The sequence below is a fragment of the Streptomyces sp. LBL genome (genome assembly GCF_029893585.1).
Lineage (GTDB): Bacteria > Actinomycetota > Actinomycetes > Streptomycetales > Streptomycetaceae > Streptomyces.
The window spans coordinates 1-23,878 of the sequence record NZ_JARXYX010000061.1; the positions used below are offsets into that span (position 1 = coordinate 1).

The 23,878-nt window shown below is 69.4% G+C and carries 25 protein-coding genes; 15 read left to right on the plus strand and 10 right to left on the minus strand.

The window, feature by feature from the left end; all coding sequences use genetic code 11:
* Positions 1-245: 245 nt before the first annotated feature.
* Complete coding sequence (locus M2271_RS41355; RefSeq protein WP_280892627.1) at positions 246-1,373, minus strand: winged helix DNA-binding domain-containing protein; 1,128 nt, start codon at positions 1,371-1,373, stop codon at positions 246-248.
* 239 nt (positions 1,374-1,612) lie between these two features.
* Here M2271_RS41355 and M2271_RS41360 point away from each other — a divergent pair, with 239 nt between their 5' ends.
* Positions 1,613-1,918 carry a heavy-metal-associated domain-containing protein gene (locus M2271_RS41360; protein WP_280892650.1) on the plus strand — a complete coding sequence of 102 codons (306 nt, stop codon included), beginning with the start codon at positions 1,613-1,615 and terminating at the stop codon, positions 1,916-1,918.
* 379 nt (positions 1,919-2,297) lie between these two features.
* On the opposite strand, the gene M2271_RS41365 is transcribed toward M2271_RS41360, so the two are convergent.
* Entirely contained in the window at positions 2,298-3,311 is a 1,014-nt protein-coding gene (locus M2271_RS41365; RefSeq protein WP_280892628.1) for a hypothetical protein, read from the minus strand.
* Positions 3,312-3,494: 183 nt separating this feature from the next.
* On the opposite strand from M2271_RS41365, the gene M2271_RS41370 reads away from it, so the two are divergent.
* The 8 genes from M2271_RS41370 to M2271_RS41405 all read left to right on the plus strand — a co-directional run bounded on the left by M2271_RS41370 (position 3,495) and on the right by M2271_RS41405 (position 10,745).
* On the plus strand, positions 3,495-3,767 hold the full coding sequence (locus M2271_RS41370; RefSeq protein WP_280892629.1) for a heavy-metal-associated domain-containing protein: 273 nt from the start codon (positions 3,495-3,497) through the stop codon (positions 3,765-3,767).
* 81 nt (positions 3,768-3,848) lie between these two features.
* Positions 3,849-6,119: a heavy metal translocating P-type ATPase gene (locus M2271_RS41375; RefSeq protein ID WP_280892630.1), complete on the plus strand. Its 2,271-nt coding sequence runs from the start codon at positions 3,849-3,851 to the stop codon at positions 6,117-6,119.
* 25 nt (positions 6,120-6,144) lie between these two features.
* On the plus strand, positions 6,145-6,426 hold the full coding sequence (locus M2271_RS41380) for a metal-sensitive transcriptional regulator (protein WP_280892631.1): 282 nt from the start codon (positions 6,145-6,147) through the stop codon (positions 6,424-6,426).
* 182 nt (positions 6,427-6,608) lie between these two features.
* A complete protein-coding gene (locus tag M2271_RS41385; protein ID WP_280892632.1) occupies positions 6,609-7,001 on the plus strand; it encodes a BlaI/MecI/CopY family transcriptional regulator in 393 nt (130 codons plus the stop codon).
* A 32-nt stretch (positions 7,002-7,033) separates the two neighbouring features.
* Positions 7,034-7,972 (plus strand): M56 family metallopeptidase, encoded by a 939-nt coding sequence (locus M2271_RS41390; RefSeq protein ID WP_280892633.1) that lies wholly within the window; start codon positions 7,034-7,036, stop codon positions 7,970-7,972.
* Between the two features lie 227 nt (positions 7,973-8,199).
* Positions 8,200-9,060: a class I SAM-dependent methyltransferase gene (locus M2271_RS41395; protein ID WP_280892634.1), complete on the plus strand. Its 861-nt coding sequence runs from the start codon at positions 8,200-8,202 to the stop codon at positions 9,058-9,060.
* 271 nt (positions 9,061-9,331) lie between these two features.
* Positions 9,332-10,219 carry a LuxR C-terminal-related transcriptional regulator gene (locus tag M2271_RS41400; protein WP_280892635.1) on the plus strand — a complete coding sequence of 296 codons (888 nt, stop codon included), beginning with the start codon at positions 9,332-9,334 and terminating at the stop codon, positions 10,217-10,219.
* A gap of 97 nt (positions 10,220-10,316) precedes the next feature.
* Positions 10,317-10,745, plus strand: coding sequence for a Fur family transcriptional regulator (locus tag M2271_RS41405; RefSeq protein ID WP_280892636.1), 429 nt, complete (start codon positions 10,317-10,319; stop codon positions 10,743-10,745).
* An 84-nt stretch (positions 10,746-10,829) separates the two neighbouring features.
* On the opposite strand, the gene M2271_RS41410 is transcribed toward M2271_RS41405, so the two are convergent.
* The 4 genes from M2271_RS41410 to M2271_RS41425 all read right to left on the minus strand — a co-directional run bounded on the left by M2271_RS41410 (position 10,830) and on the right by M2271_RS41425 (position 15,369).
* The gene (locus M2271_RS41410; protein ID WP_280892637.1) at positions 10,830-11,240 is read right to left on the minus strand and encodes a hypothetical protein; all 411 of its coding nucleotides are present in this window, start codon (positions 11,238-11,240) and stop codon (positions 10,830-10,832) included.
* 258 nt (positions 11,241-11,498) lie between these two features.
* Complete coding sequence (gene mshA, locus M2271_RS41415) at positions 11,499-12,818, minus strand: D-inositol-3-phosphate glycosyltransferase (protein WP_280892638.1); 1,320 nt, start codon at positions 12,816-12,818, stop codon at positions 11,499-11,501.
* Positions 12,819-13,004: 186 nt separating this feature from the next.
* A complete protein-coding gene (locus M2271_RS41420) occupies positions 13,005-14,582 on the minus strand; it encodes a class I tRNA ligase family protein (protein WP_280892639.1) in 1,578 nt (525 codons plus the stop codon).
* Between the two features lie 49 nt (positions 14,583-14,631).
* Complete coding sequence (locus tag M2271_RS41425; RefSeq protein WP_280892640.1) at positions 14,632-15,369, minus strand: SDR family oxidoreductase; 738 nt, start codon at positions 15,367-15,369, stop codon at positions 14,632-14,634.
* A gap of 634 nt (positions 15,370-16,003) precedes the next feature.
* Here M2271_RS41425 and M2271_RS41430 point away from each other — a divergent pair.
* The 5 genes from M2271_RS41430 (at position 16,004) to M2271_RS41450 (ending at position 19,423) form a co-directional block, all read left to right on the plus strand.
* On the plus strand, positions 16,004-16,144 hold the full coding sequence (locus M2271_RS41430) for a hypothetical protein (protein WP_280892641.1): 141 nt from the start codon (positions 16,004-16,006) through the stop codon (positions 16,142-16,144).
* 621 nt (positions 16,145-16,765) lie between these two features.
* A complete protein-coding gene (locus M2271_RS41435; RefSeq protein ID WP_280892642.1) occupies positions 16,766-17,032 on the plus strand; it encodes a hypothetical protein in 267 nt (88 codons plus the stop codon).
* A gap of 2 nt (positions 17,033-17,034) precedes the next feature.
* Positions 17,035-17,922: an XRE family transcriptional regulator gene (locus M2271_RS41440; RefSeq protein WP_348539235.1), complete on the plus strand. Its 888-nt coding sequence runs from the start codon at positions 17,035-17,037 to the stop codon at positions 17,920-17,922.
* 10 nt (positions 17,923-17,932) lie between these two features.
* Positions 17,933-19,003 carry a hypothetical protein gene (locus M2271_RS41445; protein WP_280892644.1) on the plus strand — a complete coding sequence of 357 codons (1,071 nt, stop codon included), beginning with the start codon at positions 17,933-17,935 and terminating at the stop codon, positions 19,001-19,003.
* A 213-nt stretch (positions 19,004-19,216) separates the two neighbouring features.
* Complete coding sequence (locus tag M2271_RS41450) at positions 19,217-19,423, plus strand: hypothetical protein (protein ID WP_280892645.1); 207 nt, start codon at positions 19,217-19,219, stop codon at positions 19,421-19,423.
* A 32-nt stretch (positions 19,424-19,455) separates the two neighbouring features.
* Here the strand turns inward: M2271_RS41450 and M2271_RS41455 are convergent, their stop codons facing one another.
* Together M2271_RS41455 and asnB are read right to left on the minus strand one after the other, a co-directional pair.
* Positions 19,456-20,406, minus strand: a complete 951-nt coding sequence (locus M2271_RS41455; RefSeq protein ID WP_280892646.1) for a PrpF domain-containing protein — start codon at positions 20,404-20,406, stop codon at positions 19,456-19,458.
* Entirely contained in the window at positions 20,403-22,178 is a 1,776-nt protein-coding gene (gene asnB, locus M2271_RS41460) for an asparagine synthase (glutamine-hydrolyzing) (protein WP_280892647.1), read from the minus strand. Before asnB ends, M2271_RS41455 begins: the two co-directional genes overlap by 4 nt.
* A 138-nt stretch (positions 22,179-22,316) precedes the next feature.
* Between asnB and M2271_RS41465 the strand changes: the two genes are divergently transcribed.
* Positions 22,317-23,057: a PIG-L family deacetylase gene (locus M2271_RS41465; RefSeq protein WP_280892648.1), complete on the plus strand. Its 741-nt coding sequence runs from the start codon at positions 22,317-22,319 to the stop codon at positions 23,055-23,057.
* Between the two features lie 9 nt (positions 23,058-23,066).
* On the opposite strand, the gene M2271_RS41470 is transcribed toward M2271_RS41465, so the two are convergent.
* Together M2271_RS41470 and M2271_RS41475 are read right to left on the minus strand one after the other, a co-directional pair.
* Positions 23,067-23,744: a maleylpyruvate isomerase family mycothiol-dependent enzyme gene (locus M2271_RS41470; protein ID WP_280892649.1), complete on the minus strand. Its 678-nt coding sequence runs from the start codon at positions 23,742-23,744 to the stop codon at positions 23,067-23,069.
* 41 nt (positions 23,745-23,785) lie between these two features.
* Positions 23,786-23,878: adenosylhomocysteinase (locus tag M2271_RS41475; RefSeq protein ID WP_280892651.1), on the minus strand; the 93-nt coding region annotated here is incomplete at its 5' end.

Consider the following 23,878-nt stretch of genomic DNA (forward strand, 5'->3'; position numbering starts at 1 on the left):
GGGGGCGGGGGCGGGGGCGGCCGGGGGCTCCCCTGGGGGGGGGGGCCCCCCCCCCCGGGCCCCGGGGCGCGGGGGGGGGGGGGCCCCCCCCCCGGGGGGGGCCCGGGGGGGGGGGGGGGCGGCCCCCCCCCCCCCCCCCCCCCCCGCCCCCTGTCCATGCGTTCCGGCAGGAAGCGCCCACTGGCAGGAAGCGCCCATCGGCAGAAAGCGTCCGCCTGCCACAAGTGGCCACCTGCCGGAAGTGGCTATCGCACGACCGTGCCGAAGCGGATGTCGTACGACGACTCCGGGTGCATCGTACTCAGCAGGTGCCGCCCCTCCTCGGTCACCTCGCGGCGCCGGTCGGCGGTGAGGCGGCCGAAAGGTTCGATGACGAGGGCGTCGTCCTCCAGCTTCCACACGCCCGCGAGGAATCCGTCGACGAGGAGCGTGCGGTGGGCCTGGTTGCCCTGCCAGGTGCGGCCCCGGTGTTCCGGCGGGACGACGCGGGTACGGTCGGCGTGGGAGAGGAGCAGGTTGTCGAACTCCGGCAGGAAGCGGGGCGGGGCCGGGGTGTCCGGGTCGGGGCGGGGCGCGTCGGGCAGGTCGAAGAGTTCGACGCCGCGCTCGTCGCGGAAGGTGACCAGGTCCGGGCGGAGGCGTTCGAAGGCCTCGCGCAGGCGGGTCAGGCCGGCCCAGGTCTGCATGTCCTTGACGGAGGCCGGGCCGAACGCGGCGAGGTAGCGCAGCACGGTGGCGTCCGGGGCGGGCGTGGGCTCGGCGGTGCGGCTCAGCCACTGCTCGGCGGTGGTGAGGGCGACCTGACCGCTGCGGCCCCACAGTCCGCGCGGGGTCACCTGGACCAGCGGCAGCTTGCAGCGGGCGGCGACCGCGAGGGCTCCCGGATCGGCGTCCGGCCACTCGGCGAGCAGGGTCTCGCGCAGTTGCTTCATGGTGCGCGGCTCGGCCTCGACGAGATCCCGGGCGAGCGCGGCGAGCCGGTCGAGGTCGACGCCCTGAAGTCCCTTGCGGAAGTTGGTCAGTTCACGGTCCCGGGCGGGCTGCACCAGCGGCCGCAGGGTGAGGCAGTCCTCGGCGGTGTGGGTGTGGATCGTCGAGCGCATGCTGACGATGCGGACGACCTCGCGGTCGGCCATCAGCCCGGACAGCTCGGCCGGGGCGAAGCCGTCGAGGCGGGCGGCCAGGGCGTAGTACGGGGGCTTCACGTTCTGCGCCTGAAGTCCGAGCAGATGGTCGACGGCGGACTTGGCGGACAGCCCGGCGCGGCGCAGCAGCAGTTGCCGGCCGAGGGTCGCACGGTTGAGGGCACGGGCGTCGAGCACGGGTGCCGTGGCCGCTGACCGCGGGGTGCTCCGCTTCGTCGTCTTCGTCATACGGGGCACGCTAGCGCCGCGACTGGCACCAGCTGTATTGATCACGAGGGTTGCGGACCGCTTCGGTCCGCGACGCTCGCCGAATCGCGCGGCCCTCGGTCTCGGCGGCCCGACGTCGCGCCCCTCCAGCACGGGGGTATCCTGGTGAGGTGCATATACCCGTAGGGGGTATATAGCCCCGCATCGGGAGTGACGCGAACTCGAGAGCTCCCGGATGACCCGCACATCGACCCGTGAGGATGAAAGCCATGACCGACCAGAAGACCTCCGGCAGTTGCTGCTCCACCGACGGTTCATGCCAGTCCGACACCGCAGCCGACGTCCAGACCGGTGGGATCACCAGCGTCTACAAGGTGTCCGGCATGACCTGCGGCCACTGCGAGGGCGCGGTCTCCCAGGAGATATCCGCACTGGGCGGCGTCGCCGCGGTGACCGCCATCGCGAAGACCGGCGAGGTGACGGTCACGTCCGCAGCCCCCCTCGACGAGGAGGCGGTCCGCGCGGCCGTCGACGAGGCGGGTTACGAGCTCGTCGGCACGGCGTGACCCGACGCTTCGCCGATCAGGGACCACACGTCCGACCTTCGCACCAACCGCTGGACCGAGAAGGAGACTCCTGACCGTGCACACCACAGCACCGAAAGGCGCTCTACGACGGGCAGCCGGGCACCCGCTGGTAAAGGTGGCGGCAGCCGCGCTGTTCCAGGCACTGGCAACCCAGCTCAACCAGCATCGTGACAACGGCCCGTCCTGCCCGGGCGCATGTGTCCGTCCGGGGACCTGACACACCACGCACTCACAGAGGTGATCCGACTCCCGAATCCGGAAGGTCGGGGCACGCCGATCGCCTTCGCTCAACCGCCTCAGTCTGCGCCGGAGGCTCCGGCGCAGACTGAGACCGCGGAAATGCAGTACGTCAGTGACGTCAGTGCTCGTGCGCCGACGACTCTTCGGAACTCCCCGACTCGGTCTTCCCCTCCGCCTTCGCGCCCGCGTCCGAGCCCGTGCCCCGGGCATGCACCGTGAACTCGGCGGTGCGGACCTTGCCCTCGTGCTTGAAGTCCAGGAACAGCCGGTAGGCACCCTCGCTGGGCGCGGTCGCCGTGAAGGAGACGTCAGGGCCGGGCCGGGTCTCGCCGTCGCCGGGCTCACCGCCCGGGTGGACGTGCAGGTAGGCGAGGTCTCCGGAGCGCAGGGCGACCAGGTGGCCGTACGCGCCGAGGTAGGGCTGGAGGTCGCGTACCGGCTTACCGTCCTTGGTGACGGTCAGCTTGAGTTCGCCGGCCTTGCCGGGGGTCAGGGCGCCGCCCAGTTCGACGTCGTAGCCATCCACCGCGGCCGTGGTGTTCTGCCCGGGAAGCGCGTGGGGCTCGTAGGCTCCGGAGACGGCGAGGTCGGCACCGAGCGTGAGCCCTTCTCCGCCCTTGGGCTTGAAGTCGGCGAAGACCCGGTAGCCACCCGCCTCGGGGAGCTGCACGGGTGTGGACCAGGTGCCGTCGGCCGCCCGGGTGGGGTGCAGATGGCGGTAGGTCGTCAGGTCCCGTGAGGCGACGATCAGGTGCAGTTCCTTGTCGTGCTCCCTTTCGTAGGCCGAGACCTGTCGTCCCGTCGAGCCCTGCACGACGGCGAAGCGCAGTTGTGTCTTCTTGTCGGCCTGAAGGCGCGGGGTCTTCAGGTCGAGGGTGTAGCCGCCGTCCGAGATCTGCAGGCCCCCGGGCGGGGACGCCGCGCTTGTGCTCTCACTCTGCTGACCGCCCGCTTCGTGGCCCTGCTCATGACCACCGCCCTCTTCGGTGCGAGCGCCCCCGGAGTGCTTCTCGTGAGCGGCGCTCGTCGGCTCGGGCGAGATCTCGCCGACGCCGCTGCCGACGCCGTACGCGGTGCCGAAGGTCGCGGCGAGGGCGGCGGCGAAGACCGTGATCCGCAGTCCGGTGTTCATATCTCGCACTCCTCGATCTGCCGGCCGCCCGGTCTGGCGGCCTCCACACACTTCAAAATACCCCCAGGGGGTACCAAGTCAAGTCCGGATCCACGCTTGCGCTCGATACGGGTGGGGGGTATACAAGAACCCGATCCACGGATACCCCGCCGGGGTATCCTGACAGCCCATGATGGAGGAACCGTGTCGGACTGCTGCACCCCGGACGGAAGCTGCCACACCCAGGCGGAGACCAAGACCGTCTACAAGGTCGACGGCGTCGGCAGCGCTCACTGCCAGGCCATCGTCGCCAAGGCCGTGGGAGGCCTGGACGAGGTCAAGGCGGTCGAGGTCGAGATCGGCACCGGCCTGGTCACCGTGACGACCGCCGCCGAGGCCGGCAAGGAGCTCGACAAGCTGATCGCCGACACCGTCGACGAGGCCGGCTACGACTTCGCCGGCCGCGCGGCCGTCTGAGCCGCCCCATCCGGGGTGGGGCCGCGCCCAGGCCCCACCCCCCGTTTTCCGTGTCGCGTCCGTGAGCTGCGAGGAGCAGACATGACCACCACCACGCCCGGCGCCGCCGAGGTCGAACTCGCCATCGGCGGCATGACCTGCGCCTCGTGCGCCGCCCGGATCGAGAAGAAGCTCAACCGCATGGACGGGGTCGAGGCCACCGTCAACTACGCCACCGAGAAAGCGAAGGTCACCTTCAGCGAGGACATCGCCGTCACCGATCTGATCGCCACGGTGGAGGCCACCGGCTACACCGCCCGGGAACCCCAGCGGGACCCCGCGCAGGGCGGATCCGGGACCGGCTCCGCCGCGGAAGGGGCGGAGACCGATGAACTGCGGCCGCTGCGCGAGCGGTTGATCACGGCGGTCGCGCTCGCGGTCCCGGTGATCGCGATGGCGATGGCTCCCGCCCTGCAGGTCGAGTACTGGCAGTGGGCCTCGCTCACACTGACGGCGCCCGTGGTGACCTACGCCGCCTGGCCCTTCCACAAGGCGGCCTGGACCAACGCCAAGCACGGCGCGGCGACCATGGACACGCTGATCTCGGTCGGTACGACGGCGGCGTTCCTCTGGTCGCTGTGGGCGCTGTTCTTCGGCACGGCGGGCACCCCCGGCATGACGCACCCCTTCGAGTTCACCATCGCCCGCACCGACGGTGCCGGGAACATCTACCTGGAGGCCGCCGCCGGCGTCACCGCGTTCATCCTCGCGGGGCGCTACTTCGAGGCCCGCTCCAAGCGGAAGGCGGGCGCGGCGCTGAAGGCGCTCATGGAACTCGGAGCCAAGGAGGTCACCGTCCTGCGAGGCGGCCGGGAAGAGCTCATCCCGGTCGCGGATCTGAAGGTGGGCGACCGGTTCCTGGTCCGTCCCGGTGAGAAGATCGCCACCGACGGCACGGTCGTCGAGGGCTCCTCCGCCGTCGACGCCTCCATGCTCACCGGTGAGTCCGTGCCGGTGGAGGTCGCTGCCGGTGACGGTGTCACCGGCGCCACTCTCAACGCCGGTGGCCGGCTGGTCGTGGAGGCCACGCGGGTCGGCTCCGACACCCAGCTCGCCCGTATGGCCAAGCTGGTGGAGGACGCGCAGAACGGCAAGGCGGCGGCCCAGCGGCTGGCGGACAAGATCTCCGCGGTGTTCGTGCCGGTCGTGATCTCCCTCGCGCTCGCCACCCTGGGCTTCTGGCTCGGCAACGGCGCGGGCCTGACCGCCGCCTTCACCGCGGCCGTGGCGGTGCTGATCATCGCCTGCCCGTGCGCGCTGGGCCTGGCCACCCCGACCGCGCTCATGGTCGGCACGGGACGCGGCGCTCAGCTCGGCATCCTCATCAAGGGCCCGGAGGTCCTGGAGTCCACCCGCAAGGTGGACACCATCGTCCTGGACAAGACCGGCACCGTCACCACCGGCCGGATGACCCTGCTGGCCGTGCACACCGCGGACGGGACGGACGAGGACGAGGCGCTGCGGCTCGCGGGCGCCCTGGAGCACTCTTCGGAGCACCCCATCGCCCAGGCGGTCGCCACCGGCGCCGCCGCCCGCGTGGGCACCTTGCCCGCCCCGGAGGACTTCGCCAACCTCGCGGGACTGGGTGTCCAGGGCATCGTGGAGGGCCACGCCGTCCTGGTCGGCCGGCAGAGGCTGCTGGACGAATGGGCCATCGCCCTCCCCGTGGGGTTGGAGCGCGCCAAGGCCGCGGCCGAGGCCGCGGGGCGTACCGCCATCGCGGTCGCGTGGGACGGCGAGGCCCGCGCCGTCCTCGAAGTCGCCGACGCCGTCAAGGAGACCAGCCCGGAAGCGATCCGGCGGCTGCGCGCCCTCGGTCTCACGCCCATGCTTCTGACCGGCGACAACAGGACCGTCGCGGAGTCCGTCGCGGCCGAGGTCGGTATCGCTCACGAGCATGTGATCGCCGAGGTCATGCCTCAGGACAAGGTGGATGTCGTCAAGCGCCTCCAGGGCGAGGGCCGTTCGGTCGCCATGGTCGGCGACGGTGTCAACGACGCCGCCGCGCTCGCCCAGGCCGACCTCGGTCTGGCGATGGGCACCGGTACCGACGCCGCCATCGAGGCCGGCGACCTGACTCTGGTGCGCGGCGACCTCAGGTCGGCAGCGGACGCCATCCGGCTGTCCCGCAAGACGCTCGGCACCATCAGGTCCAACCTGTTCTGGGCCTTCGCCTACAACGTCGCCGCCCTCCCCCTCGCCGCCTCCGGGCTCCTCAACCCGATGATCGCCGGAGCGGCGATGGCGTTCTCCTCGGTGTTCGTGGTCGGCAACAGCCTTCGCCTGCGCGGCTTCCAACCCACCGACCGATGAGCCACCGACGACGGAGGAGGCCCCCATGGCCGGATACGACAACCACCGGGACGACATCGTCAGGCGGCTGCGCAGGATCGAGGGCCAGGTGAGGGGGCTGCAGCGCATGGTCGCGGAGGAGACCTACTGCATCGACATCCTCACTCAGATCTCGGCCACCAACGCGGCGCTGCAGTCCTGCGCCCTGGCGCTCCTCGACGAGCACCTCAACTGCTGTGTGACAGACGCGATCGTGGAAGGCGGCGACAAGGCCAGGGCCAAGGTCACCGAGGCGTCCAAAGCCATCGCGCGACTGGTGAAGGCTTGAGGTCGACTCGTAGGCGCTGGAGACTCAAGGGTCCGGGCCCGGTGCGGTGATCACCGCACCGGGCCCGGACCGTTGTTCAGCCGGTCCTGCGGGACCGAACACCTCGTTCACAGATGTGGCCTACGATGTGGCATCCCATGGCATCCCATGGCATCCCTACGCGGAACGAAGAAGGGGCCGACGTGCGGCGGCTTGGTGATCTGGAAGCCGAGGTGATGGACCGGCTCTGGCGATGGAGCCGCCCGGCAACGGTCCGTGAGATCTTCGACGACATCAAGGGCACGCGACCCGTCGCCTACACGACCGTGTTGACGGTCGCCGACAACCTGCACCGGAAGGGTCTGCTGCGACGCCGTAAGACCGGCCGCGCCTGGCTCTACACCCCCGAGTGGACCCGCGACGAGTACACCGCCGGGCTGATGAACGACGCCCTGGGCCACACCGAAGACCGGGAAGCCGCGTTGCTCCGTTTCGTGGAGCACATGTCCCAGGAGGACATCTCCGCTCTGGCTGCGGCCCTGCGCGCCGCGGGCCACGGTACTGACCAGGGCATCGATCAAGGGGCTGTTTCGTGAGCGATTTATTCGCTCACGCATTCGATTTCCTTATGGCGCGGCATCACGTGTGCCCGCCCCTCACCCTCGCCGTGGCCGCCGGGCTGGTGCTGCCGGGGCTGCTGGCACGCAGTCGCTGGGCCCGCGAGGTGCCCTGGCTGGCGCTCTGCGCCTGGACCGCGCTGGCGTTGCTGCTGCCGATGGCCGTGTCCCTGACGCTCGTGGAATCACTGCTTCCCAACACGGCCAGTCATGCCCTCTCCCGTGTCGTCGAGGACTGTTTCCTTCCGACGAGGGCGTCGTGCGACCTGCCAACGGTCGACCGGCTGGCGCATCTGAGCCCTCGCGTGTGGAGCGCGCTCACGGCCGGCGCCGCGGTGCCCGTCACCCTCACGGTGGCCTTCGTCCGGGAACTGACGGGCGCCCGCCGCCGTCGGGCCGAGCATGCCGACAGGCTGCGTCTGGTCGGCACCAGGGAGCCGGCGCTCAGAGCCACCGTCGTACCGCACCACATCCCGGTCGTGTACTGCCTGCCGGGCAGGGGCGCGCAGGTGGTGGTGAGTTCCGGGGCCCTGCGCGTCCTCACCCGGCACCAACTGACGGCAGCGCTGGAACACGAACGGGCTCATCTGGCAGGCCGCCACCACCTGTTCCTCTGTGCCGCATCGGCCCTTCGAACGGTGTTACGCGTCCTGCCGCTCTCTCGCCACGCCCATCAAGAAGTGCCGCTCCTGTTGGAGATGGCCGCCGACGACCGGGCGCTGCGAAAGTCCTCCCGGGACGCTCTGGCGACGGCTCTGTACTCGCTGGCGGCCGGACAGGCTCCGCAGGCCGCCTTCGCGGCAGGCGGTTCCTCGGTCGTGGTGCGCATGCGCCGCATTCTCACGCCGCGGGCATCAGGGCATCCGGTACTGCGCGCCACCTTGGCGGGATTCGTCACGGCGGCCCTTCTGATGCCACTGGTCGTGGTGTGTTGTTCGCTGCCGATGTGACGAGAAACGTTCCGTAGCTCGGGGACGGCTGGGCGCCACCACGTGGTTGTCGGTGGCCATCGCCGAGGGCCAGGCCACTGGCGTACACGCGCGTTGGCGTGGACGCGCACCTTGGATGGCTGGTGCACGTGATCCCGGACCGGACAGCATGGTTCCCGCGGCAGGCTCCCGGCGGCACGGGATCCCGCCAGGACGGCAGGGACCGGTTCGAGTCATTTGGAGGAGCGGTGCACACGCAGACGAGCACGTCGGCGACATCCGCGCTCGACCCGGTCCCGCCGTTCCGAACGGCGACCGCGATCACCGTCCAGCCGTACCGGCTTCCCGGCCTGGAGTCCCTGGCCGAGCACAGCGACGACCAACTCTGGTTACAGGACGCTCTTCTCGGCCCTTTCAGCGGCGACATCGTGGGCTATCTGGGACTGGCCAGGAGCACCGGCGGCCCGGTCCTCGATCTCGGCTCGGGTGCGGGGCGGCTCGCCGTGCCCTTCGCGTGTCACGGGTTCGAGGTCGAGGCCGTGGACCGGCATGCGGAGAGTCTGCGTCGACTGCAGGCACGGGCCGAGGACCGTGGCCGCCCGATCCGGGACCGCATGACGACGACGTGTTCGGATCTGACCCGGTTGCACCTACGCGAGAGTTACCAACTCGTCCTGCTGGCCGGCACGTTGATCGCAGCGGTTGCGCCCTCCGCACGCCTCGGCTTCTTCCACTCGATCGCCGCGCACGTGGGCAGGGGCGGCGCCCTGGCCTTCGACTACACCGCCCACGACACAGAGGCCCTGTCCATGGACCCGGTGCGGAACTGGACTTTCCAGGTGCCCAGATTCGACGGCGTGACCGAGTGGGTGGTGGCGCAGCAGGTCTTCGATCCGGCGGCCATGAAGGAACGGATCACCTATTACAGCAAGCGCTCGGGCACCGACGGGACACACGGATCGATCACGTCCACGGTCAAGTGGATCGTCGACGAAGTGAACCTGACGCAGGATCTGCACGCCGCCGGGCTGTGTGTGGTCGAGCGCCGACAGCGGCGGCTGGACAACCGGACTCGGAGCGTCATGCTGGTCTGCCGCTGCGCTGCGTGATGCGCATCACACTACTATGCCGGGTCGGAGATCAGGGCAGCGGCATGTGACAAAGTGTGCCGGGGCAACTCGGAGCAGCACGGAGGAGGAGCACTTCGGCATGCCCAATGGCGGTGGCAGGACAGGTAAACCATCCACTGATCTGGCACTCGCCCTCTATCAGGAGCTCAGGGCGCGTGGAGCGTCGAACCTGCGGGACATCGCGTCGGAGATGGACTTGTCCGACGGCGACGCGGATCGATGTCGCAACGAATTACTCACGCTGGGCCTGGTGGTCGCCACAGGGCCGGCGCACGACAACCGTCTGGAACTGGACGCGGGGAAAGAGTCGGAGGAGCAGTCCGACGCGGTCACCGTGGTTGCCCCGGAGATCGCCCTGCTCCGCCTGCTGGAGCGGGAGCGCACCCGACTGCGCAACCATCTGGAACAGGCCGACCGCGCCCACAGCACCCTCAAGACATTGGCGGGCAACTTTCTCCGCGTGGAAATGCTCACCCAGGTGTCCGGCGTGGAGCTCGAGATCCTGCACGACTACAGCCGCATCCAGCAGGTACTCGAGGACATCACGGTCACGGTGCAGCACGGCCTGTCCTCGATGCATCCGATCGCACGCGGCAGGGAGATCCCCGAAAGGGCACTCAACCGCGATCGACGACAGATCGAGAACGGGGTCCAGGTCCGTTCCGTCTTCAGCCAGCGCCTCGTCACCGTGCCGGAAGACGCCGAACACCTGCGAGCCAAGGCCGAACTGGGCGTACAGGTCCGCCTCTCCCCCGTGGTGCCGATGAACATGATCATCGCCGACGACCAGTTCGCGATTCTTCCGGTGAACCCCGAGGACCACACGGCCGGGGCCATCCTCGCGCACGGTTCCGCCCTGGTGCGCTCCTATCAGGCCTTGTTCGAGCCCGCCTGGCACATGGCGACGCCGTTCGGCGAACAGAAGCGGCCAACCCAAGACGGTGACGGCCTGAGGGAGCAGCAGCGCGCCGCCCTCCGCATGCTCGCGTCCGGGATGAAGGACGAGAAGGTCGCCCGCAATCTGGGCGTCTCCCTGCGCACGGTGAGCAGGATGATCTCCGACCTCATGCAGGAACTGGACGCATCGAGCCGCTTCGAGGCCGGCGTACGAGCCGCCCGTCTGGGCTGGCTGGACTGAATCGACTCTGCCGTCCCGTCGATGCCGGGGCCAGCAGATCCGGCGGGGCAAGAGGTACGATGGCCCCAAACCTTTGGTCCCCTCAGATGGCGGAGAGATGGCACGCGAAGCAGTGGCGAGCGAACGCGACGCGGCCATCCAGCAGCTGCGTGATGTCGGTCTGCGTGTCACGAGTCCGCGTCTTGAGGTACTGCAGGTGTTGGCCGCCGGCGGCCACCTGGACGTGGAGGGTTTGACCGCCGCGGCCCGCGAACGCCTCGGCACCCTCACCAGCCAAGCGGTCTACGAAATGCTTCGGCATTTCCTGGAGACCGGCCTGGTCACCAAGTTCGACCGTCCCGGCTGGCCGGCCGTCTTCGAGATCTCCGGCGAACCGCACCAGCACGCAATGTGCACAAACTGCGGACAGGTGGAGAATACGGTCCACGAGGCACCGAGGCCGCCCGAACAGGGTTTGACCGGTTGGCAGGTGGACGGGGCGGACATCATTTTCAGAGGGCTGTGTCCGGACTGCCGGGCTTCCTGAATCGACGTTTGATCATAAAAACAAAAGGCCGTGGAGCGCTGAAGACAGCACCTCACGGCTTTTCGCTTTGTCCGACGGAAAGCGTTACACCTTGGGCCAGTTATTGCCGTCCGTGCCGACGGTGGGCACCGTAGGCCAGTTGTTGCCGTCCGAGTCATCGATGGCCGCCTTGGGCCAGTTGTTGCCGTCCGAGTCACCGGAGGCCGCCTTGGGCCAGTTGTTGCCGTCCGAGTCACCGGAGGCCGCCTTGGGCCAGTTGTTGCCGTCCGAGTCATCGGAGGCCGCCTTGGGCCAGTTGTTGCCGTCCGAGTCATCGGAGGCCGCCTTGGGCCAGTTGTTGCCCGAAACTCCGGCCACCACCTGCTGTGACGAATAGCCTCCGGCCGGCATCGAGGCCAGCGCCCCGGCCCCCGCCACCGCCGTACACAGAGACAGTGCGGTGGCGAACTGACCGACAACCTTGCCGAGACCGGAGCCCTGCACAGCTACGAACATGGTTCCTCCAGGAAGTAATTGAATTTTCTCCGAGGCCCGTGCCGCCGGGCCCCCTTGAAGACATTTCAATAATTGCGCACCTGGAATTGGGAACCAATGATTCCACAAGTCGCAGATCTGCCATGGCATGGATGCGACAGCGAGCAGGTCCCGAGGGGCGATTTTCGACCAATCCGCGGGACCGATTTCAGACCCGAAAGACAAGGCGGCCGACCCTATTTGGATTTCACCACTTATTTGGTTGCACCAAAGGAGCTGCTAAGCTGGTACGACGGCTCTCCTGCTCCTCCAGGCGGAAGCGGCCGTAGGGGCAGGGGCGTGCCGCCGCTCCTGCCCCATCCTCACGACCCTGTCGGTCAAGGCGTGGGTGTACACCCGCAGGGTGCGTTCCGCGGCGGTTCCCCAGCTCATACGCTCCGCATGATGGACGGCCGCGGACCCCATGCGTGCGGCCCTCGTCGGGTTGCGCGAGAACCACAGAAGCCGGTCCGCGAAGTCGACGGGGTCGTGTCCTTGTACGAGCATCCCGGTGACCCCGTCCCGCACTGCGGTCGAAAGGCCCCCGACGGCCGCTGCCAGCACCGGAGTTCCGCAGGCCTGGGCCTCCAACGCCACCAGGCCGAAGGACTCGCTGCGTGAGGGAACCACCAGCACATCGGCTGCTCGGTACCAGTCGGCCAGTTCCCGCTGGGGCACGGCGGACTCGAAGTGGATGACGTCCGAGAGCCCCGACCGCGAGCAGATCCCCTGGAGTTCGCCGCCGGCTTGCAGGCCCGTACCACTGATGCCTCCTACCAGCGGAACATGTATCCGGGGGCGCAGTTCTGTCGCTTTTCGCAGCAGTGCACCCACAGCGTGGATCAGGACGTCCGGTCCTTTCAGCGGCTGGATGCGGCCGGCGAAGAGCGGGATGAAGGCTCGGTCGGGCAGTCCGAGTCTGGCCCGTGCCGCACGTTTCCCGTCCGCCGGGTGGAAGGTACGGGTGTCGACTCCGGGAGTGACGACGTCGGTGCGGCCGCGCGGGGCGTCATAGAGACTGCCGAGTGCTGCCGCTTCCTCAGGTGTGTTGGCGATGAGCCGGTCGGCCGCGAGGACCACTCCGCTCTCGCCACGGATGCGCGATTCGGGTTCGGGCTGGTCCCCGGGTGCCAACAACAGGTTCTTGACCCTGCCCATGGTGTGCATGGTGTGCACGAGCGGAACGTCCCAGTGGGCGGCGGCGACGGCACCGGACTGACCGGACAGCCAGTAGTGGGAGTGCACCACGTCGTACGGTTCGTTCGCGCCGGCGCGCAGCAGCGCCAGGGAGAAGTCGAGCAGCAGCTCGGGCATGGCTTCTTTGGAAAGCGGGCGGCACTCTCCGGCATGCAGATGCCGTACCCGCACCCCGGGGGCGAGTTCGACCAGAGGCGGCTGCCCTTCACCGCGACACCTGGTGAACAGGTCGACTCGGGCTCCCTGTTCGGCCAGGGCACGGGACAGCTCGACCATGTAGACGTTCATTCCTCCCGCGTCCCCCGTACCGGGCTGATGGAGCGGCGAGGTGTGCACACTGAGCATGGCGACGTTCAGGGTCACGTGGAACTCCTTGGAAGCCAGGGCCACGCCCCCCGGAAGCCACGATGCGCCGGGACACGCGGCGTCTTCTACGACTGTGCTCTGACGTACGGGTGAGGTGTGTGCTTCCGCTGCCGGAAGAGCGCTGTGCCCACCTGGTGGCCGGGCGGACCAGGTGGGCACATGTACATGTCGAGGGACTGCCGATCAGAACCCGAAGACGGGTCCGGACGGGGGCTCCAGCCGTGTTCCGGGAGCCGGTGGGATCAACGCCTCCGGGAGCACCGGACTTCCGGCCTTCGTCCGTAGGGCCGCGGCCAGGCGGGCGGCGCCCTCGGGCATGACGGGCCAGGCCCACGAGGTCAGCGCGGAGGCCACGGCAAGCTGCGCCGCCATCGCGGGAAGATGATCCTGCTCCCCCCGCGGCTTGTCCCGTTCGAAGACGTTGACGTAGCCGAAGTCGGCGGCGAGGTTGACCACTTCGTCCAGCACGGCCACCGCACGACGGGGATCGAAGGCGTCGGGTCCGTACGCCTCGCGCAGGTCCTCGGCTGCTCTGTGCAGCCGGCGCCGCAGGGCCTCCCAGCCGGTCCCGCCGGGCTCCGCGTCGGGCACCAGCCCCCTGCAGTCCTGCCGCACGGCCGTGAACAGCCGGCTGAGCCAGCTGTTCCACGTGGCCTCCAGTACCTGCCGGGTACGGTGCAGCTCGTCCTGGTGGAACCCGGTACTGCGGCCGAGCGGCCGAAGTTGGAGAACGTGGCGGCGCAGCGCGTCCGAACCGAACTCGGTGAGCAGATCGAGGGCCCATACCCCGGGCCCGCCGTCAGACGCCCCCTGGTCCGTGTCGACCTGGTAGGTCTCGTTGACGTAGATCTCCTGGGGGAGCTTCATGCCGCGTGCGATGAGGATCGCGGGCAACAGCACGGCGTGGCAGAAGGCGTGCTCGAATCCGCAGAAGTGAATGGCACGATCGGGCAGCGGCTCCTCGCCGTGGCCGTAGCCGAAGAGTTGCATGACGACGGACTCGAAGCATGCGTCGATCCGGTGTTCTGCGAAGTCGTCGATGGGGACCGGGACGCCCCAGTCTCCCGGATGTCCGACACACACGTCCGGCAGCCCGTCCTCGAGGAGACTGCGGCACAGCGCCGTCAGACGGGGTGGCAGAGCGGTGGAGGCCCAGTGGTCGGCCAGTGCGTCGCGCATCGGCTCCAGGGGGAGATAGAGGCGCCGGCAGCGGCGCGGCCGGCCTGGAGAACCGCACAGTGCGCAGACGGGGTCGATGAGATCGGCGTCCGTGGGCCGGGCGCACTCCTGGCACAGGCTGCCGTCGGCGCGGGCGCCACAGCTTGAACAGGCACCGACGACGAAGGCGCCGTACAGCCATCGCTCGCAGGAGGTGCAGTACGGCTGGAGACGAGTGCGGGCGACGATGGCGTCCCGTCCGAACAGTTCCAGGAAGATGTTCTGCTGCCAGCGCCGATACCCACGATCGTGGCGGGGACGGACGATATGGTCGAACTCGATTCCGGAACGCAGCCAGTCCGCGGTGATCGCGGCGCGGTAGCCCTCAGCCACCTCCTCCGGCTTGCGGCCGCCGCGCAACGCGCGTACCTCCACGGAGTCGGCGTGATCGGCGGTGCCCGTGCTGAAGAGCACGGGCTGACCGTCGGCACGCAGAAAGCGGCTGAGCACATCGGCGGCCACGTACGGACCGGCGAGGTGCCCGATGTGCAGTTCGCCGTGGGTGGCTGGTGGAGTCGCGGTGATCCACAGGGGGGTGCTCATGGGCGGTCCTCCTTGGCGGTGGTGCGAGCGACTGCCGGGGGGCGGGCAGTCAGCGGGGCTCGAAGTGGAACGAGCGGATGAAGCAGTCGCGGGGCTGCTCGACCGCGTAGACGATGCATTCGAAGAGGGCCTGGGTCGTGAGCTTCTCGTCCCGGTACTGGGCGTTTCTGCCCGTGCCCTGCCATTCCACGGACCGTGGGTCCGAAGTGGAATAGTCGGGCGGATAGAGGGAGAAGACCCTGACCCCGGAAGGGCGCAGCCTGCGCCCGAGAATCTCCGCGAATCCGGCCTGGGCGCCCTTGGCGGCGTGGAAAGCCTCGTGGGCCGGAAAATCGCCGGCTCCGCCCGGTTGGCACACGGCGACCATGTTGATGATGTCGGGACGCTGCGAGACGCGCAGCAGCGGCAGAAAGTGCTTGACCATGAGGACGGTGCCGCCGGCCGTGGACTCGATGGTCTCGACGATCGAGTCGTCCGAGGTCACCTCGAGATCCATGTCGTCCAGCCACCGGGCACCGTTGTTGACCAGGAGATCGACCCGGTCGGTACGCTCGCCCACCTGCCGGGCGAAGCCCCGGATCTCGGCCGGCTTGCTCAGGTCGCAACCGAAGGCATGGATACGGTTTCTGGCTTCGCCCATGACTTCGGTCCTGGTGCGTTCCGCGGCTTCCACCGTACGCGCGGACACAAAGACCTCGGCGCCGAGGTGGGCGAATCCGATGGCGATCGCCCGCCCGAAATACCGGGATGCCCCGGTCACCACGACACGCATGTTCTCGAACTTCATTCTGGAGACCACTCCCCCGGGTCGGGACGCAGAACGGCCACATTTCCTTTTGCTCTGCAAGGAACAGGGCCCGATCACCAGCGTGGCAGAAAGACGACGGTCATTCCGCCGGGAGCGGTTGCGCGTTCACGCCGTGACGTGGATACGCCAGGCAGGCTCCGTCGTTCGGCAGCCCAACCCCGTGCGCCGAACGGCTCGGGCACGGAGAGGATCGACCTTGGCTGATCGGTGACCGCGCGCGTGGACGCCAGTAGCACCGCGACGGCGGACTCGGGACCTCGGGGAAAGCAGGTGCTGCCCGATCACGCCGGCTCGAGGCGGTGGGACTCGCTGATGCACTACCTGGGCCCGGACACCCCGGTGAACAACAGCGCTGGCAATCCATGGACGTCAGACAACAGCCGTAACGTCGTGTGTGGTAGCAGCTCCTCCTGGAGCGTGCACCGGCGGCTGCCCGGGGACCACGGCGGACCCGAACCCGAACCTGGTAAAGAAGGGCACCGAGTGCGCCCAGTTGTTTACCGACAAGATGGGGGACGACGGTTCGGCGCACTTCGGTCTCCTCGCGGATACCCGCACGGCGACGAAGGGGCCGACCGGTACAGAACGTTGCGGGCGTGCGGCAATCCCGCGCGTGCAGAACCAGATGGCGTTCAACGAGTTCCCCGCCCCGGCGTGGCGGATGCTGGACGGTGACGGCTTCTTCGTGGCCCTTCCCGGATTCGAGCACTGCACGTCAACCGCGACTACCTGCACCTGGCGCAAGATCGGCTGACGCAGCCTGAGGCAGTAGATGAAGCAGCAGGGGGCCAGCCCGCAGGGCTGGCCCCCTTTCCGACCAAGGTCGGTCGTTGGGGCAGCTCCCCGTTTCTTGAAGTTCCTCGGGAGGGCCGGCGTAGCGTAGGCCGTCCGGGACGGTCGCAGGTACGGCTGCGTATGCGCGCCTGTTGGCCACTGCGCGGAATCGCCGTACGGGGGTGCCGGTGTGGACGGCCACTTCCGCCCAGCGCGTGGACTGCTGGGCGGAAGCGGGGCGGTCCCCTTCGGTCGTTCTTCAGCACAAGGGGGCCGCGCGGCCTTCCAGACAGGAAGGTGTGACGCCGGGGGAGGCGTCCGTCTTCTATGGTGCGCCATCCCGTCGGTGCCGCAACAAGAAGTACGGTTTCGCCATCAAAAGCGTTCATTCGGCGATAATTTGCCGCTGCCGGTGACTGTCTTGGAGTAATGGGCCGGCGGTGTCCGGCGGGTGACGCGGTGTCATTGTTCCGCAATCCCATGATCACGTTGAGGGTTGCGCGTCCGGCGCAGCATGCTGTCGTGCAACTCCTTCGGGGCGCTTCAGCACCGCTCCGGAGGAGCCTTTCCAGACGCTCTTTGTTCTTTCCGGGAAGGTGACATGACAAGCAAGCAGGTGATGACCGTGGCCGTGCTGGCGGCGGTCCTCACGTGGAGCACGATGATGACCCTGCTGGGGCAGGTCGCGGCCGTGGCCGCGCTGCTGCCTTCGCTGGGGCTCCTCATCCAGCAGATCGTCTCGGCACTCAGCGGCACGGACCCGGGTTCCGGCGCGGCGCAGGACGGCCGACGGCGTGGCATACGGCAGCGGCCGGTGGCGGCTTCGTCGGCCGGGACGCCGGTCGCGGGTGAGGAGCCGTCACGGTGAAAATGCCCGAGGTGTCCGAGCAGCCCGAAGGGGATCCTCCGCATCGTCGCGGCCGCCCGCAGAAGCCGATCTGTGAAACGGTCGGCGCGGCGCACCGCACGTGGCTGGAGCCGGTGCGCGACCGGTTCGCCGCCAGCGGCCTGACCCTCGACGACCTCGTGGCCCGCTCCGGATACTCCAAGACCCGGCTGTCGGAACTGTTGCGCGGCGAGGGCTACTACCCCGGCTGGGAGATCACCTACAGCGTGGTCCGCGTGCTGGAGATACCCATCGGCCCGCTGCTGCGGCTGTGGAAGGCGGCCGCCGTGGAGGCCGACAAGAACACCGCCTGGATCAAGAGCCGGATCCGCGATGTCCGCACCGACGTGGTGGAGGAACAGCCCATCGCCCACCTGGGACTCACCCAGGCCATGTGGCAGCCCTACACCGCCTACGCGCAGGCGTTCCTCCAGTCCGAGCCCCGGGCGCGGCAGGCGGCGCGGGAGACCTTCGACATCCTCTGGCTCACCTGGGACCGGGCGACCACCAGCCCCGATACGCCCCGCCACGCCTGGCAGCTGCTGCGCTCGACGGTCCTGTCCCGCGCCCCGAAGCGGCCCGGCGGACACCCCGACTTACGGGCAGCGGCATTCTGCACGACCGCCCAGGCCCAGACCGGCGACCTGGTCGAGCGTGTGGCCCGCATCGACATCCACGCCCGGTTCTTCGACGCGATCGCCCGCCTGCCCACCGACCAGATGGACATCACCGTCCTGCGCTACCTGTGCGGCATCGACCCGGACGCCGTTCCCGGCGTCGTCGGCCTGTCCCCGGCCATCACCCACACCCTGGACCACCACGCCCGAGGGGCCTTGAACGAGCTCTTCCCCGACACCGACACCCAGGAGTGATCCCCCCGCCATGAGCACCATCGACGACCTCCTCGCCCAGTCGCTGCTGCTGCGCCAGCCGCACGTCCCCTCCGACGTCGTCCCCTACAACGACCTCGCCGCCGAGGACGACATCCTGCTGTGGGACGGCTACCGGCCACGGGTGGCCGACGACCGCGCCGCACAGAGCCTTACCGCCCTGTGCGAGGCGGTCGTCACCCACTGCACCCCCGACCAGTTCGCCGACTTCCTCACCGACCAGGTCCCGCAGCCACGGGCCGCCTGGATCCTGGGCTGCGTCCTGCACCTCGCCGGCGCCGAGACCGGCGCCCGCTTCTGGTGGCAGTACGCGGCCGGCGCCGACGACGCCCCCGCCTCCTACTGCCTCTACCTGCAGCACCTCGCCCAGGGCGACACCCACGCCGCCGCCCTGTGGCAGGCCCAGGCCGACGCCAGCGCACCACACGACGACGACGACCTCGATGCCGGCGAAGACGCCCCGGCGTACCGCATGATGACCCCCGACACCAGCATCGCCACCGTCCTGCGCATCCTCAGCCACCTCACCCGCGCCACGCAGCGCCGGCACACCCCGACCGCGCAGGCCGTCATCGAATTCGTGGCGGCCGCCGTCGCCATCGGCTACGACCGCCACCCCGACCTCGAAATCCCCACGCCCGGCACCCACTTCGCCGAACAACTCGAGATCATCATCGCGGCCGCGTCCAGCCTGCGCGAACACCCCCGGCCCACCACCACGGCGCCCGCCGAAGACCTGCCCAACCGGCCCGCCCCGGACGGCTCCGGCGAGCGGGCCGTCGCCCCTGCAGGGGCACAGGGACCTGCGCACCTGCTGGTGGAAGTCACGGCCGCCGACCACGAACCCGCCTCCGCGCACGTGTTCTTCAAGAACGCGGCCGCTGTGTGCTGGAAAGCCGCCACCGCCGACACCGCGGACGCACCCGGCAACCGCATGGCCTACCACCTCAGCCGCTTCCGAGCTCGAGCCGCCTACGCGCTCACCCCCGCTCCCTCCGGATTCGGGCAGATGCGGACCGCATCCCCATCCGGTGCCGCTCCCGCCCCCTTCCACCGGCTATAGCCGATCTTGAACTGGCCGCCGCAACTCCAGGCGTCCGGTTGTGCGCTGGTGGTCCAAGGAAAGACGCCCCGCTTCCTGCGGGGAAATGCAGGTGCAAGGCCTGCCCGGCGCTCCGATCCGAGCCTCATCCCGCCGTCACCGGGATGAGGCTCGCAGCCTTATCCGGGTCTGTACGCTCACCGGTGTACTTGATGATCATGGAAGAGACATCAAGTGACTGACACCGTGACCGAGTTCGTGGCCCCAGATGATCAGGCGGATCCGTCGCCGGAGACTGCGACGGTCGAGCAGAAGCTGATCGACCAGCTCGTCGAGCAGGCCCGCAGCAAGGGGCTGAGCCAACTCGCCGGTTCTGATCCGGCCCGCCCTGGTGAGCTGCCCAGTCTTCTGGACCGGCTACGCCGCACGGGCGGGACATGACTCGGCCGTCGGCGACCCTCGGAATCACGTGATCATTCCCGGCCGATCGCGAGAACGACGGAGCCCTGAATACGCCAGGGCAGGGGCACAGCACGTTCGAGGACGCGGGCTCGCTTGCCGTGGACCGATACACCTCGCAGCCGGCCCGCACGGACGACCGAGGACGCCTGGACGTCGCCGCGCGGGGTGCGCATGGTCAACCGGCCCCGCGCGCCGGTCATGAGACGCGACGGCACACAGCCCGGCACCACGGTGGCCGCGGCCAGGCAGGTGCTGCCGGTCAGAGCGAGGGAGGGGTGCCAGCCCGTCACCGTGACCGCCCGCACCGACAGACGGCCAGGGGTGTACGACCCCACCACGGCGATCTTGGGCAGTGCCCCGTGCACGGGAAGCCCCAACCGGCGGGCGGCCGCTGTCCGCACCATGAGCAGCCGCCCGAGGACGTCGTCGCGGGCGGCGAAGAGGGCTGCTTCCGACGTCAGCCCGAGGAGACGCGCATCGATGAAGACATAGGGGTTTCCATAGCGGACGATCGACACCGACAAGCCGCACAACCGGTCCACGGGGCGCCCCGTCGGCAGCAGGGTCGCCACGTCGGCGGCCCGCTCCAGACGCACCGTGTACGCGCCGCCGGGTTCCGGCTCGCACACCACCGGGTCTCCCGTGGTCACCGCCCGCACCCGCACCCGGCCAGGCAGTCCCGCGCTGACGGCGGCCGCGAGCAGTGAGTGGCCGCAGCCGGCCCGGAAGTCGGCGCCGTCGGCCAGTCTCTGGACGAACCGGTAGTCCAGGTCGAAGGCCGCGTCGGCCGACTTTCCGTACAGCGCCACCTTGCGGATCCGGCCGCGTCCGCTCTCCTGCAGCCACTTCTGCAGAGCCGCGAGTTCGACGGACGAGGCCAGGGAGCCCGACGGCAGCTGATCGCTGTCCACCACCAGGGTGGGACAGGGTGCGCCTTCGGCCTGGACGATGTCGGCGATCACGCCGCGCAGCCGACGGGCACCCTCAGCCCTTGGACGACGTCCGTCCACAGTCCGTGCACGGCCAGTGCCCACAAGGTGAGCGCATCCCGGTCCGAGGGGCGCTCCAGGTGCCGGTCGAGCAGGGCCCGCACCCGATCGGGCCGCAGTTGCCCGCCCCGGGAGAGCCGATCCGGAGACAGCAGGTCACGGACCGGCTCCAGCAGGGGGCCGCCCGGCGCGATCATGGCGGCGAGGGGCAGCGTGAAAGGCTGCTTGGGCCGCTGCAGGACGGCCCGGGGCAGCAGGCCCACCCCCGCCTCGTACAGCGCGCGTTTGCCGAGCTTCTGCTCGGCCGGCAGCGTCCGGGCGAGGGCGGCCACGGACGGCTGACAGAACGGCAGTCTCGCCTCCACGGCCCAGGCCATGCTGAGGTGGTCGACACGCCGCAGGTGATAGGCGGGCAACCGCCGACGCGTCTCGAAGCGTGTGAGCGTGTCGGCGCGGTCGGAGCCCGCGGCTCGGGGGGCCCGCAGTTCGGCCGTGATGCGGTCGGCCACGGAACCGCGCTCCATGATGAACGCCCGGTAGTCGGGGGTGTAGAGCCGTTCCCGCAGCAGCCGTGGGGCGGCGGCGAGCGCGTCGACGTAGGGCGCTGTCCAGTCGCTGCCGGCCGGAGCTGCCAGGGCGGCGCGCACCCGGTCGTAGCCACCGAAGAGTTCGTCGGCGCCGTCCCCGGTGAGCGCGACGGTGAAACCCGCGCCGCGCACCGCCCGGAACAGCGCGTACGTGCTCAAGGCGATGGGGTCGGCGTTGGGTTGGCCCAGATGCCGGGTCGTGCGCGTGAGCAGCGACATCAGTTCCTTGGGATCCACCTCGACGTGGTGGTGCACCGTACGGGCACGCCGGGCGACGGCCCTCGCGAAGGTGTCCTCCGCATGGGGCCAGCGTCCCCGGTAGCCCAGGTGGAAGGTGTGCAGCGGCGCGGCCTCCTCGGCGGCGAGGGCGGTCACGAGCCCGGAGTCGAGGCCTCCGCTGGTGATGGCGCACAGGGGTACGTCGGCGCGGGCCAGTCGGTGCACTTCGTGGCGGAGTGTGTCCAGCAGACCGGCGGCCGGGGCGACCGCACGCGGGGGGCGGCGGGCGACGCGTAACCCGCGGGTGCCGTGGGCCACCGCGGTCGCGCCGGGCGGAAGAACCCGGATGCCGCGCAGGGCGGTGTCGGTCCCGAAGGGTGTCTTCGTGGCCAGGACGGTGTCGAGTGTCTCCTCACACGGATCCGCCGGCACTCCGTCGAAGGCGAGCAGGGCCGGGATCTCGGAGGCGAACCGGACTGCCCCGCCCGGCCCTTCGTGGTAGTGGAGGGGTTTCATGCCCATCTCGTCGACGGCGAGCACGAGTTGAGGCGTCGTGCGCAGGTCGACTATCGCGATCGCGTACATGCCGTCCAGCTGCTCGGCGAACGCGGGGCCGTATTCGGCGTAGAGCGCGGGCAGCACACTGCCGTCGCAGGCGTCGGGGAAGACGTGACCTCGCGCCGCCAGTCGGCGCCGCAGTTCACGGTGGTTGTAGATCTCACCGTTGAGTACCGCGAGAACACCCGGGACGGTCGGAAGGCGCAAGGGCTGGGCACCGCCGACCGGTTCGGTGACCGCGAGACGGTCACACCCGAGTGACCATCCGCGGCCGGTGAGCACTCCACGCTCGTCAGGGCCGCCGTGCCGCTGCCGGCCGGACACCGTGTCCAGTTCAGGACCAGTGGCCGCCGCGGCGAAGGAGCCGAAGATCCTGCACATGCCGGTCGCCTCCGGATCTTTTGCTTGCTGTCATTGTTTTGAATCTACCAATTATTTGGGTGGCACGTAAGTGCCATGTCTCGGATCCGCCACGGGTCCGGCCTTGCCGCTCTCGGACAGCGACAACAGGCTTGTCCCATGGACGAGTTCAGGCCCGACGCACCCACCCGCCGCGCGCCCGAGCGACTGCTCGTGGTGGCCGCCCACCCGGACGACATCGAGTTCTGCGTCAGCGGCACGGTGATGCAGTGGATAGCCGGCGGCACGTGCGCGACGTACTGCATCGTGACGGACGGCGACGCCGGCGGGTACGACGAGCGGCTGCCGCGCCAGGCGATGGCGGATCTCCGCCGTGCCGAGCAGTTCCATTCGGCGAAGCTCAGCGGAGTGCACGACGTGCGGTTCCTCGGATACCCCGACAGTTTCGTCGAACCGAGCGCGGAACTGCGCCGCGATCTGTGCCGGGTGATCCGCCAGGTACGTCCACAGCGAGTGATCATTCCCAGCCCGGAGATCAACTGGAAGCGGGTCGCGGACCTTCACCCCGACCACCGCGCGGTCGGCGACGCCGCACTGCGCGCGGTGTACCCGGAGGCCCGGAACCCCTTCGCACACCCCCAGTTACTCAAGGACGAAATGCTGGAGCCCTGGTCCGTCGAGGAGTTGTGGCTCATGACAGGCCCGACGCCCAACCAGTACATCGACGTCACCCCCGTCTTCGACCGCAAGGTGGACGCGCTGCGCATCCACACGTCGCAGACGGCCCACTTCGAGGATCTGGCCGGCCTGCTGCGCCGCTGGCTGACCGAACACGCCCGAGCGGGCGGCCTTCCTCCGGGCCGCCTCGCCGAGGCCTTCCAAGTGGTGCGAATCGACTGACCCCTACGGTCAGCGGTAGATGAGCAGTTCCTGTTCTTCGGCGCCGAGCAACCGGTAACGCGTGCCGACGAGCGGCCGGCCCGTGTAGATGCGGATCAGCGTCGGTACGTCCCCGTGGAACTCGGCCACTGAACGCCCTTCTTCCGGTCTGCCCAGGACGACCGGGGGCGAGTGACCGGTGAGATGGGCGCGCAGCAACGGGGTGTCACGCCTGCCACTCGTCACCGCGAGCAGCGGCACCGCGTACCGGATGCCGGCTCCTTCGTACGCGCCCGGCTCGCCCAGTGCCTCTCGTACGTCTCCGGCGTGCACCCACTCCCCCAGAGCGACCGCGTCGAGCAGCCCGTCGTGGTGTCGGGTGATGGCCGGCCCGGCCTCCGTGAAGCCACGTTCCAACTCGTCCAGGACCCGCCGCAACGGCCATTCCTCGCGCTGGGCGACGTCGGCCGCGTTCGACTCCGGCAGAAACGCCCCCTCCTCCAGGCGGCCTTCCACGATCCGCATCAGCGCCGCGCCACAGTGGGCGAGGACCTGACGCACCGTCCAGCCGGGGCAGGCCGTACGCAGCTCGAACCGGCCCTCGGACGTCTTGCGGAGCAGCGGCATGAGGGCGTCGCGCTCGGTGCGCAACAGCCGATCGGGGAGCTCGGGGTCGCGCTCCGGTTCCTCGTACTCTGGCTCTGGCATCTTCCCTGTCTTTACGGTCGGTAGCGGTGTCAGTAGGGGTGTCAGTAGCGGTAGTGGTCCGGCTTGTACGGGCCGTCGACGTCGACACCGATGTACGAGGCCTGCTCGGGACGGAGCGTCGTCAGCCTGACGCC

What these genes read in the sequence shown, in the direction of transcription:
- M2271_RS41355 (WP_280892627.1), bottom strand. Translation starts at nt 1,373, where the DNA reads ATGACGAAGACGACGAAGCGGAGCACCCCGCGGTCAGCGGCCACGGCA.
- M2271_RS41360 (WP_280892650.1), top strand. Translation starts at nt 1,613, where the DNA reads ATGAAAGCCATGACCGACCAGAAGACCTCCGGCAGTTGCTGCTCCACC.
- M2271_RS41365 (WP_280892628.1), bottom strand. Translation starts at nt 3,311, where the DNA reads ATGAACACCGGACTGCGGATCACGGTCTTCGCCGCCGCCCTCGCCGCG.
- M2271_RS41375 (WP_280892630.1), top strand. Translation starts at nt 3,849, where the DNA reads ATGACCACCACCACGCCCGGCGCCGCCGAGGTCGAACTCGCCATCGGC.
- M2271_RS41380 (WP_280892631.1), top strand. Translation starts at nt 6,145, where the DNA reads ATGGCCGGATACGACAACCACCGGGACGACATCGTCAGGCGGCTGCGC.
- M2271_RS41390 (WP_280892633.1), top strand. Translation starts at nt 7,034, where the DNA reads ATGGCGCGGCATCACGTGTGCCCGCCCCTCACCCTCGCCGTGGCCGCC.
- M2271_RS41405 (WP_280892636.1), top strand. Translation starts at nt 10,317, where the DNA reads ATGGCACGCGAAGCAGTGGCGAGCGAACGCGACGCGGCCATCCAGCAG.
- M2271_RS41410 (WP_280892637.1), bottom strand. Translation starts at nt 11,240, where the DNA reads ATGTTCGTAGCTGTGCAGGGCTCCGGTCTCGGCAAGGTTGTCGGTCAG.
- M2271_RS41420 (WP_280892639.1), bottom strand. Translation starts at nt 14,582, where the DNA reads ATGAGCACCCCCCTGTGGATCACCGCGACTCCACCAGCCACCCACGGC.
- M2271_RS41425 (WP_280892640.1), bottom strand. Translation starts at nt 15,369, where the DNA reads ATGAAGTTCGAGAACATGCGTGTCGTGGTGACCGGGGCATCCCGGTAT.
- M2271_RS41435 (WP_280892642.1), top strand. Translation starts at nt 16,766, where the DNA reads ATGACAAGCAAGCAGGTGATGACCGTGGCCGTGCTGGCGGCGGTCCTC.
- M2271_RS41440 (WP_348539235.1), top strand. Translation starts at nt 17,035, where the DNA reads ATGCCCGAGGTGTCCGAGCAGCCCGAAGGGGATCCTCCGCATCGTCGC.
- M2271_RS41445 (WP_280892644.1), top strand. Translation starts at nt 17,933, where the DNA reads ATGAGCACCATCGACGACCTCCTCGCCCAGTCGCTGCTGCTGCGCCAG.
- asnB (WP_280892647.1), bottom strand. Translation starts at nt 22,178, where the DNA reads ATGTGCAGGATCTTCGGCTCCTTCGCCGCGGCGGCCACTGGTCCTGAA.
- M2271_RS41465 (WP_280892648.1), top strand. Translation starts at nt 22,317, where the DNA reads ATGGACGAGTTCAGGCCCGACGCACCCACCCGCCGCGCGCCCGAGCGA.
- M2271_RS41470 (WP_280892649.1), bottom strand. Translation starts at nt 23,744, where the DNA reads ATGCCAGAGCCAGAGTACGAGGAACCGGAGCGCGACCCCGAGCTCCCC.